The 10,310-nt window shown below is 73.0% G+C and carries 8 protein-coding genes, 1 pseudogene and 1 riboswitch; of the genes and pseudogenes, 3 read left to right on the plus strand and 6 right to left on the minus strand.

Translation table 11 applies throughout. The annotated features are described in order from the left end of the window. Positions 1–317 precede the first annotated feature (317 nt). From JWR81_RS21570 to mtrA, 3 genes are read right to left on the minus strand one after another with little or no spacing between them, the layout of a single operon-like run. Positions 318–2,054, minus strand: coding sequence for an LpqB family beta-propeller domain-containing protein (locus tag JWR81_RS21570; protein ID WP_297655909.1), 1,737 nt, complete (start codon positions 2,052–2,054; stop codon positions 318–320). Beyond that, positions 2,051–3,901: an MtrAB system histidine kinase MtrB gene (gene mtrB, locus JWR81_RS21575; protein WP_297655912.1), complete on the minus strand. Its 1,851-nt coding sequence runs from the start codon at positions 3,899–3,901 to the stop codon at positions 2,051–2,053. Before mtrB ends, JWR81_RS21570 begins: the two co-directional genes overlap by 4 nt. Positions 3,902–3,911: 10 nt before the next feature. Continuing rightward, positions 3,912–4,589: an MtrAB system response regulator MtrA gene (gene mtrA / locus JWR81_RS21580; RefSeq protein ID WP_297655915.1), complete on the minus strand. Its 678-nt coding sequence runs from the start codon at positions 4,587–4,589 to the stop codon at positions 3,912–3,914. 94 nt (positions 4,590–4,683) lie between these two features. Here mtrA and JWR81_RS21585 point away from each other — a divergent pair, with 94 nt between their 5' ends. After that, positions 4,684–4,917: a hypothetical protein gene (locus JWR81_RS21585; RefSeq protein ID WP_297655918.1), complete on the plus strand. Its 234-nt coding sequence runs from the start codon at positions 4,684–4,686 to the stop codon at positions 4,915–4,917. Here the strand turns inward: JWR81_RS21585 and JWR81_RS21590 are convergent. Further along, on the minus strand, positions 4,902–5,534 hold the full coding sequence (locus JWR81_RS21590) for a dTMP kinase (RefSeq protein WP_297655923.1): 633 nt from the start codon (positions 5,532–5,534) through the stop codon (positions 4,902–4,904). The two genes, JWR81_RS21585 and JWR81_RS21590, sit on opposite strands and share 16 nt — an antisense overlap. Before the next feature lie 23 nt (positions 5,535–5,557). After that, the gene (locus JWR81_RS21595) at positions 5,558–6,010 is read right to left on the minus strand and encodes an NUDIX domain-containing protein (protein ID WP_297655926.1); all 453 of its coding nucleotides are present in this window, start codon (positions 6,008–6,010) and stop codon (positions 5,558–5,560) included. A 93-nt stretch (positions 6,011–6,103) separates the two neighbouring features. Between JWR81_RS21595 and JWR81_RS21600 the strand changes: the two genes are divergently transcribed. Next, positions 6,104–7,831, plus strand: a complete 1,728-nt coding sequence (locus JWR81_RS21600) for a GMC oxidoreductase (protein ID WP_297655928.1) — start codon at positions 6,104–6,106, stop codon at positions 7,829–7,831. 210 nt (positions 7,832–8,041) lie between these two features. Here the strand turns inward: JWR81_RS21600 and ahcY are convergent, their stop codons facing one another. Further along, positions 8,042–9,541, minus strand: a complete 1,500-nt coding sequence (gene ahcY, locus JWR81_RS21605) for an adenosylhomocysteinase (RefSeq protein ID WP_297655931.1) — start codon at positions 9,539–9,541, stop codon at positions 8,042–8,044. 125 nt (positions 9,542–9,666) lie between these two features. After that, positions 9,667–9,752, minus strand: a riboswitch (S-adenosyl-L-homocysteine riboswitch). Positions 9,753–9,935: 183 nt separating this feature from the next. On the opposite strand from ahcY, the pseudogene JWR81_RS21610 reads away from it, so the two are divergent. After that, a pseudogene (locus tag JWR81_RS21610) lies at positions 9,936–10,310 on the plus strand (hypothetical protein); the annotation flags it as partial.

Raw genomic sequence — 10,310 nt, forward strand, 5'->3', positions numbered from 1 at the left:
ACCGGGACACGACTGCGCGGTCGCTCTGACGGTGTCGTGGCTCGGCGCGCGGTGGTGGCGCGTCCGAACACCTGGCCGGGCACGAAGTCCAGCGCGGGGAGCAGTGCCCCGAGGATCACGGGCATGACTCCAGGTGAGAATCGAGGTGTTGTCGTGGAGCGGTAGGGGAGGAAAAGGTAGAGCCGCCCGATGCCGCGGAAACAGCGGCAGAACCGCCATTCTCGACGGTGGATCCGACAACGTCCCGGCATCGTCGATATCGCCGGATCGACATCACGGGATTCGCGGGAAATCCCCCGTTCGTGTCGTCCCGCGGATCACCCGGGGTAGTTCGGGACCGCCTTCGGGGCGCCCCCCAGCACCTGGCGCCACGCGTCCTGCTCGCCACCCGCGAAGCTCCAGACACCGCCCTGGTCGGTCACCAGGAGCGGGCGGCCCGGCGCGGCGGCGACGGCCGTCAGCGGCGGGGTGAGGTTGTTGCCCAGCACCGGCTGCAGGCTCAGGCCGTCGACCGACACCTGCGCCACCTGAGGCTCGGCGCCGCTGGTGATCGCGACGACCGACTCGGTGGAGCGCCAGTCCGCGGCCACGACCTCGCCGAGGTCGGCCGAGCGCAGCCTGCGCACGTTGCGGATCGCCACCTCACCGTCGATGCTGCGCGACACCGCGGCCGCGTAGAGGCCGCCGTCCACCACCGCCACCACGCGCATGCCGTCGCGCGAGAGCCGCAGGTCGCTGATCGGCCCGATCGACGACAGCTCGTCGGCTTTCACCTGGCCGGTGCGGATGCGCCCCTGGGCGTCGATGCTGATCCGCGCGACGGTCGCGGAGTCGAGCACCGTCCACACCTCGTCGCCCGCGGGTGTCCAGGACGGCCTCGTCATCGTCCGCGCCGTGAGCGGGGCCGGGGCGACCCCGCCGTCGGGGCCGCCGCCGACGAGCAGGGTGCGCCCGGTGGGCGACCGCGTCACGACGGCGAGGTGCTGGCCGTCCACGGTGCTCGCGGCCGACTCGGCGTCGTAGGTGCCGTTGCCGACCGGGCCGGGCAGGGGCGCGGCCGGGGTGGGCCCGGTTAGCTGCCCGACCCGCCCCGCGTTGACGACGAGCGCGGGCACGTCGGCGTTCGGCTGGACGTCGGCCGAGAGCGTGGCGACGTCGTCGCGGGTCCAGTCGGGCTTGCCCGGGACGAGCGGTTCGCCGTCGACGAGCAGGCGCACCCTGGCCACGTTGACCTCGGCGAGCGAGAGCACCACCTGGGCGGCCAGCAGCCGCTTGCCGGTCTCGTCGAGGTCGCCGATGCGGGTCAGGTCGACGACCAGTGCGCCGTCGGTGCTCACGGCCACGTTCGAGCGGAGCCGGGCGCCCGGGGCCAGCTGGCTGGCCGCGGCCCCGAGCAGCGCCCCCGACGGGCCCGCGAGCAGCAGCTCCATCACGCGCGCGGCCTGTGCCGTCGCCGGCACGCTGGGCACGTACCGCAGGTCGGCCACCACCGTCCGGCGGACGGGGTCGACGAACCAGATGCGCACGGTCCGGTAGTTGTCGCGGAAGATCGACAGCGGCACGACGACGCCGTCGGGCAGCCGGGAGATGCGCCACTGCCCGTCGCGGCGCACGACGCCGACGTCGAGCGAGAAGGTGGACTGGTCCGGCTCGAACGCGCCCGACGACGTGACGCGCCCGATCTGCGTGCCCCGGATGCGGATCGTGGTGGTGTCGGCGTCGGAGGTGGCGGCCGTCGGCGCGGGCACGGTGTCGATCTGGCCGTCGAGGATCGTGGTGCTCGCGGCGTCGTCCCAGTTCGCGGCCTCGGGGGCGAGGAACCGGCGGGCGGCGCCGTGCTTGTCGGTGCTGCTGCCCGAGGCCGTGACGAAGTCGCGCACCAGGTCGAGCGGGTTGCTGCCGTCGACGGGGCCCGGCGGGGGCTGCACGTCGTCGCCGGCGCTGACCTGGCGCAGTACCTGCACCGGGGAGCTCGTGGGCACGCTCGCGCAGCCCGCGACGCCGGCGAGGGCGAGCAGCAGGGCGAGCGCGGCCGTGGTGTTGCGGGCCCTCATCGCTTGTCCCCCGCGGTGACGCCGTCGGCGGGAACGGTGCCGGGCTCGTCGCCGGACGGGCCGGGCCGGTCGAGATCGGCGTCCGCGGCGACGAGCTCATCGGGATGCACGTCGTCGAGCTCGGACGCGACCTCGCTCCCCGCGTCCTCCTCCACGTCGTCGCCCTCCGACCAGGACGGGATCAGCGGCCAGGCGGGCGGCGTCGGCACGGAGCCGGCCGGTTCGGGCGGCCGGGTGTCCACCCCCGGCCGGTCGTCGGGGCCGAGCTGCAGCGGGCTCGTGGCGACCGTGTCGCCGACGTTGCGCGGCAGCGTCAGCCGGAACGCCGCACCCTTGCCGACCTCGCCCCACGCCTGCAGCCAGCCGCCGTGCAGCCGGGCGTCCTCGATGGCGATGGACAGGCCCAGCCCGGTGCCGCCGCTGCGCCGCGCCCGCGACTCCTCGGCCCGCCAGAACCGGTTGAACACCAGCCCGGCCTCGCCCGGACGCAGGCCGACGCCCTGGTCGCGGACGAGCACGGCGACCGTGTGCTCGTCGCCGGCGAGGACGATGCGCACCGGGCGTCCCTCTCCGTGGTCGAGCGCGTTGGCCACGAGGTTGCGCACGATGCGCTCGACGCGGCGCGGGTCGACGTCCGCGTACACCCCGACCGGCAGCTCCAGCTCGAGCGGCGTGCCGGACTCGTCGGCCAGCCCGCGCACGGCCTCCACCGCGCGCGAGACCACGCCGTTCATGTCGACGCGCTCCGCACCGAGCTCGGCGACGCCGGCGTCGAGGCGGGAGATCTCCAGGAGGTCGGCGAGCAGCGCCTCGAAGCGGTCCAGCTCGGTGACGAGCAGCTCGGAGCTGCGGCGCAGCGCGGGGAGCAGCTGGTCGCGCGACGCGTAGAGCACGTCGGCGGCCATGCGGACGGTGGTGAGCGGCGTGCGCAGCTCGTGGCTGACGTCGGAGGTGAAGCGCCGCTGCAGCGCGCCGAACTCCTCGAGCTGGCGGATCTGGCTCTGGATGCTGCCCGCCATCTCGTTGTAGGACTCGCCGAGCCGGGCCACCTCGTCCTCGCCCTGCTCGGGCATGCGCTCGTCGAGATGGCCGTCGGCGAAGCGCTCCGCGATCTCGGCGGCCTGCCGGATGGGGCGCACGACCTGCCGCGTGATGAGGCTCGCGATGCCCGCCAGCAGCAGGAGCAAGATGAGCCCGCCGACGATCAGCGTGCTCTGCACCAGACCGAGCGTGCGCTGTTCGGAGTCGAGCGGGAACAGCAGGTAGAACTCGAGATCGCCGTTGGCCGTGCGCACCGGCTGGCCGATCATCATGGTGGGCACCTCGGTGCCCTGCTCCTCGATCGTGCCGTAGCGCAGGGCCCGCGCCCCGTTGGCGACGGACTGGCGCAGGTCGGCGGGCACGGACTCCAGCGGGCCCGCGGACACGTCGCTCCCGCCGCCCGCCGCGGTGCTGGTGAGCACGGCGCGGAACTTGCCGGCCGCGGGCGAGCCGCTGGTGTCGTCGGTACTGGCGTTGGTGAGCCGGTCGAGGGCGTTGTTGAGCTGGCCCTGCGCGCCGTCGCGGTTCGGGTCGACGCCCGCGAGCTCACGCTCGAGCAGGGCGGTGCCGGAGTCGATCTGCCGCTGGGCGTCGTCGAGCTTGGCCTGCAGGATGTTGCCGGCGATCTGGGTCTGGATGACGAACCCGAGCACCAGCACGACCGCGGTGGACAGCGCGAGCGTGGAGAACACGACCCGCAGCTGCAGGGACCGGCGCCAGACCGCGTTGAACGCCTCCGCGAGCTCGATGCCGACCTCGCGGGCCTGGGCGACGGTCTGCCGCGCGCGGTGCCCGATCCTGCTCACGGATTATCCGTCACGGCGGCCCTGCCTTGTACCCCACGCCGCGGACCGTCAGCACCACCTCGGGGTGCTCCGGGTCGCGCTCGACCTTGGAGCGCAGCCGCTGGACGTGGACGTTGACCAGCCGCGTGTCGGCGGCGTGTCGGTAGCCCCACACCTGCTCGAGCAGCACCTCGCGAGTGAACACCTGGCGCGGCTTGCGGGCCAGGGCCACGAGCAGGTCGAACTCCAGCGGTGTGAGCGCGATCGGCTCGCCCGCCCGGTTCACCTGGTGCGCCGGGACGTCGATGGTGACGTCGCCGATCGAGAGCTGCTCGGCCGGCTCGGTCTCGGTGCGCCGGACGCGCGCCCGGATGCGGGCGACGAGCTCCTTGGGCTTGAACGGCTTGACGACGTAGTCGTCGGCGCCGGACTCCAGCCCGAGCACGATGTCGACCGTGTCGGTCTTGGCGGTGAGCATGACGATCGGCACGCCCGACTCCGAGCGGATCGCCCGGCAGACGTCGATGCCGTTCATCCCGGGGAGCATCAGGTCGAGCAGCACGACGTCGGGACGCAGCTCCCGGACGGCCGGCAGCGCCCGCGTGCCGTCGCCGACGACGGCGGTATCGAAACCCTCGCCCCGCAACACGATGGTGAGCATCTCGGCCAGGGCCGGGTCGTCGTCGACCACCAGTACGCGCGACTTCATCGGGTCAGCATCCCATTGGCTGGTCAGCAGCTGCTTGCGACCCGCGTTTCCCGGGCTGCACCCACTCTGCGGGCACGGCCCCTTCCCTGGCCTCGTGCCCGAGAACGTCCAGATCCGCAACGTGGACGACCTCACCTACGCCGCTCCGCGCCGCCGCCCCGGGGCCGGGAACATGCCCTTGGCGGGATACCCGCGGCGGGAGCTGGAACGCCTGGCGACGACGCGGACCATGGCCGAGCTGCTCGCCGTCCCGCTCCTCACCTGCGACGCCCGCCTCGGCCGCGCGCACGGCCACGACGCCGAAGCCACCGTCTACCCCAGGAGCTGAGCCGCCAGTGCCACGGAGTCGATCGGTGCGGAGCCGTCGAGCACCGTCCACGGCGAGAGCCAGGAGGCGGCCGCGAGCTGGGCATAGACCGTGCCCGTGCGCTCCTGCAGGCCGCCGTCGGACTCGTAGGCGTCGCGCTCCCGGCCGGGCTCGGTGCGTTCGCGGTGCTCGGCGCGGCCGGCGGCGACGGCGCGGGGAACCGAGAGGTACAGCTGGCGGTCGGGCACGGGGATGCCGAAGCGCTCGACCTCGAGCTCCCGCACCCACGCCACCACCTCGCCGTCGGCGTCCTGGTGCAGGCGGGCGGCGTTGTAGGCGGCGTTGGATGCGACGTAGCGGTCGACGAGCACGACGTCGTGGGCGGCCAGCGCGTCGCGGAGCACGGGGGCGGCCGCGCGACGGTCCAGTGCGAAGAGGACTGCCATGCCGTGCACCGAGGAACCCAGGTCGCCGAGGCGGCCGTAGAGCGCGTCCCGGGCGAGCTCGGCGTGGACGTCGTCGTCGTAGCGGGGAAACGCGAACCGTGCGACGCGGGCGCCGAACTCCTCGCTCAGCGCGTCGACGAGAGTGCGTTTGCCCGCGCCGTCCAGCCCCTCGATGACGATCAGTCGGCCCACCGCGCGCACCCTAGTCGGGCGTCTCAGGCGAGGCCGCGGACCTGCTCCCAGCTCGCCGCGAACCCGGGGTGCAGCGGCAGTTCGGCCACGTCGTCGGCGGGCACCCAGCGCACGTCGATGGTCTCCTCGGTGAGCCCGGTGAGCTCCAGTTCGCGGTCGGTGCTGGCTACCACCGTGGTGTAGCTCCAGCCGCCGTGGTCGTCGACGAAGCAGTCGGTGACGGTGTAGTCGGCGGGGTCGAGCCCAGCCTCCTCCGCGGCCTCCCGGCCCGCGGCCTGCTCCGCCGTCTCGTCACTGTTGCGGGCGCCGCCGAGGATGCCCCAGGTGCCGCCGTGGTGGCTCCAGAGCGCGCGGTGCTGCATCAGGACGCGGTCGTCGTGCCACAGCAGCAGGCCTGCGGCCCCGTGGACGCCCCAGTGCTTGTGGCCCTGTTCGCAGCGAGTCCAGCCGTCGCCGTCACCGCGGGGGAAGAGCACCCGATCACTCTATCCGGCAAGGGGTGTTCTACAGTCCGCCGTCGAGTAAGCGTCTGCTGACTTATCGGGGGAGATCATGATCGGAGCGGCCTCGTGACCATCCTCTCCCGCCGCACGTTCCTGAGCGCGACGGCCGTCGCGGCCGCCGGCATCGGACTCGTCGGCACCGCGTCGGCCGCCACCCCCGTACCCCGCTCCGAGCGCAGCGCGCGGGCCGTCGTCATCGGCTCGGGCGTGGGCGGCTCGATCGCCGCGGCCCGGCTGGCCGAGGCCGGCGTCCGCACACTCGTGCTCGAACGGGGCAAGCGCTGGCCGATCACCCCGGCGGGCGACACGTTCCCGCCGTTCCTGCAGCCCGACCGCCGCTCGTCGTACCTGACGCCGTCGCCGGTGTTCCCGCTGCAGCCGCCGGTGCTCTACAAGCCCTACACCGGCCTGTTCGAGAAGGTCGTCGGACAGGGCATGAGCGTGCTCTGCGGCGCGGCGGTGGGCGGCAGCACGCTGCTCTACGCCGGGGTGTGGATCCGCCCGGACGCCGCGACGTTCGCGGAGATCCTCCCCGCGGTCGACTACGACGAGCTCGACGCGGTGCACTACCCGCGGGCCGCGAAGCGGGTCGGCATCGGCACCGTCCCCGACGACGTCCTCGCGAGCCCGAACTACGTCGGCACGCGCCTGTTCTTCGACCAGGCGCGCCGCGCCGGTCTCACCGCCGAGCGCCTGCCCAACGCGCTGAACTGGGACATCGCCCGCGCCGAGCTGGCCGGGAAGGCCGTGCCGTCGGTGACACGGGGCGAGTACTTCTCCGGCGTCAACAGCGGCGCCCGCAACTCGATGGACCGCACCTACCTCGCCGACGCCGAGCGCTCCGGTCTGGTGGAGGTGGCGCCGCTGCACCGCGTCGCCGGGATCGCGACGGCGGCGGGCGGCCGCTACCGCATCGACGTCGAGCGCACCGACACCGACGGCGTCGTCCAGGAGCTGATCACGATCATCGCCGACGCGGTGTTCCTCGGCGCCGGCTCCACCGGGACGTCCCGCCTGCTGGTCGCGGCGCGCGAGACCGGGGCACTGCCGGGTCTGAACGACCAGGTCGGGCGCAACTGGGGCAACAACGGCGACCGCATCCTCGTCCGCGCACTGGTGCCCGACCCGACAGGCGGGCCGCAGGGCGGTCCGATGGCCGCGGGCATCCGCGACCAGAGCGACCCGCGAAACCCCGTCACGCTGACGTTCGGGCCGGCACCGCTGCCGTTCGACCTGCGGCTGATGGCGATGCCGGGCTTCGGTGCGTGCGAGCCGGTGGGGGACTTCCGGTACGACAGCGCCACCGGCGCGGTCACGCTGCACTGGCCCGCCGACGGCGACGCCGCCGCGCAGACGTCGGTGAAGGCGATGCTCCTGAAGCTCGTGGAGGCGGACGCGGGCGCGGTCCCGCCCCTGCTGACGGACGTGCTGAGCGGCGTGACCGGCGCGGTGGAGCAGGTCGTCGGCGGCCTGCTGGGCGGGCTCACCGGAGGCGCCACCGCGCCGCTGACCGGCGGCGTCGACCGGATCCTGGGCATCGCGTCCAAGGCGCCGTCCGGGGTGGTCGACCTCGGTGACCTCGACCCCGTCACCTGGCACCCGCTGGGCGGGGCGACCCTGGGCGCGGCCTGCGACATGTTCGGGCGCGTGGACGGCCATCGCGGCCTCTACGTCACCGACGCGTCGCTGATCCCCGGGACGACGGGCGCCTGCAACCCGACCTGGACGATCGCCGCACTGGCCGAGCGCTGCCTCGACGACGTGGTCGCGAAGGACGTCGGCGGGGTCTTCTAGGCCGTGTCCCGGGGATCCCGTTCGATGAGCCGGGATCCAGGTGGTTCCTGACGGCACCGTCTGGTCGGCCTCATACCGGGCGTGTTCGGACGATCCTGCGGTGCCGCGAGGGCCGCCGGGGCACGGCCGTCGCGAACGGAGGTTCACAGGACGCGGCCCAGGAACGCCGAAGGGCCGGGACCGCGTGGTCCCGGCCCTTCGGAGGGTGGATCAGTACCGGTAGTGCTCGGGCTTGAACGGGCCCTCGACGTCCACGCCGATGTACTCGGCCTGGTCCTTCGTCAGCTTGGTCAGCTCGCCGCCCAGCGCCAGGACGTGGATCTTGGCGACCTTCTCGTCCAGGTGCTTGGGCAGGCGGTAGACGTCGTTGTTGTACTCCTCGTGCTTGGTGAACAGCTCCACCTGCGCGATGACCTGGTTCGCGAAGCTGTTGCTCATCACGAACGACGGGTGGCCCGTCGCGTTGCCGAGGTTCATCAGGCGACCCTCGGACAGCAGGATGATCGAGTGCCCGTCCGGGAACACCCACTCGTCCACCTGCGGCTTGATGTTGATCTTGATGATGCCGGGGATCCGGCCAAGGCCCGCGACGTCGATCTCGTTGTCGAAGTGACCGACGTTGGCGACGATCGCCTGGTGCTTCATCCGGGACATCGCCTCGGTGGTGATGATGTCCTTGTTGCCCGTGGTGGTCACGATGATGTCGGCCTTCTCGATGACCGAGTCCAGCTTGGCCACCTGGAAGCCCTGCAGCAGCGCCTGGAGCGCGCAGATCGGGTCGACCTCGGACACGATCACGCGTGCGCCCTGGCCGGCCAGCGCGGCCGCCGAGCCCTTGCCCACGTCGCCGAAGCCGCAGACCAGCGCGACCTTGCCGCCGATGAGGACGTCGGTGGCGCGGTTGAGGCCGTCCACCAGCGAGTGGCGGATACCGTAGACGTTGTCGAACTTGCTCTTGGTGACCGAGTCGTTGACGTTGATCGCCGGGAACAGCAGCGCGCCCTGCTCCGCCAGCTGGTAGAGGCGGTGGACGCCGGTGGTGGTCTCCTCGGTGACGCCGCGGATCCCGTCGGCGACCGTGGTCCAGCGCTTCGGGTCGGCCTCGAGCGAGCGGCGCAGCGTGTCGAGGATGATCCGGTACTCGTCGGAGACGCTCAGGTCGTCGTCCTCGACCGTCGGCACGACGCCGGTCCTCTCGTACTCGACGCCCTTGTGGATCAGCAGGGTGGCGTCACCGCCGTCGTCGAGGATCATGTTCGGGCCCACCAGGGCGCCGTTCTCGTCGTGGAACAGGAACAGCTGCTCGGTGCACCACCAGTACTCCTCCAGCGACTCGCCCTTCCAGGCGAACACCGGGACGCCCTTGGGCTCCTCCGGCGTGCCGGAGCCGACGACGATGGCCGCGGCGGCGTGGTCCTGGGTGGAGAAGATGTTGCAGCTGACCCAGCGCACCTCGGCGCCGAGGCTCACGAGGGTCTCGATCAGCACGGCGGTCTGGATCGTCATGTGCAGCGAGCCGACGATGCGGGCGCCGTGCAGCGGGCGCGCCTCGGCGGACTCGCGGCGCAGCTCCATCAGGCCGGGCATCTCGTGCTCGGCGAGCCGGATCTCCTTGCGGCCGAACTCGTGGAGCCCGAGGTCGGCGACGGCGAAGTCGATGCCGTTGATGTTCTGCAGCCGGCTCTGGCCGGGTGCGGTGGTGGCGGTCATGGGGTGGTGAAGCCTCCTCGTAGAGCTGATGCGCTGGAGCCTGGTGTGCAGGCGTCGCCCGCGCGCGGGAGGCCGCACGACGGAGTGATCATGGAAAAGGTGGTCATGGAGAGGCCTCCTCACGGTGGGTGAGGGCGCCCTTCTGCAATGGCCAGTGGTCGAGCGTGGCGGACCCGTCGTGTGACGGTCCGTCGCAGCGCCCCTCGACCCCGGTTCCGCGATTGCGCGTCCAGGATCCCCAGCGGCGGCCCGGGCTGTCAAACGCGGCATCCTGTGATCCCAGACGACGGAGGACGGATCGTGACGCGCCTCATATCCGCCCGCGGCCGCAACGCGGGCCGGGCCACGACGCGTCACAGGGGGGCCACCACATCCGCTCCCCGAAAGGACCGTCATGACCGCACTCCCGACCGCCCGCCTCGCCGGCGCCGCGGCTGCGGCCGCCGCGCTGTTCCTCCTCGTCCCCGGACAGGCCTTCGCGCAGGGGACGCCGGCACCGGCGCCGCCGGCGGTGGCCACTGCGGTCCCGCGGCCGGCGGCGCCGGCGACCGCTGCGCCCCAGGCGGTGGCGCCCCAGGCCGTTGCTCCCCAGCCCGTTGCTCCCCAGCCCGTCGCTCCCCGGCCCGCGCCGGGCACCGTGCGGCCCGTCCCGCTTCCCGCGCCCGTCGCGGACGGTCAGGTCACGAGCGTGCCGGTGGGGGCGGCCGACACCGGCGACGGCAGCACGGCGACCGGCCCGGACGGGACGCTGCTCGCGCTCGGCGCCCTG

Source organism: Pseudonocardia sp. (genome assembly GCF_025965585.1).
In the GTDB taxonomy this organism is placed as follows: domain Bacteria; phylum Actinomycetota; class Actinomycetes; order Mycobacteriales; family Pseudonocardiaceae; genus Pseudonocardia.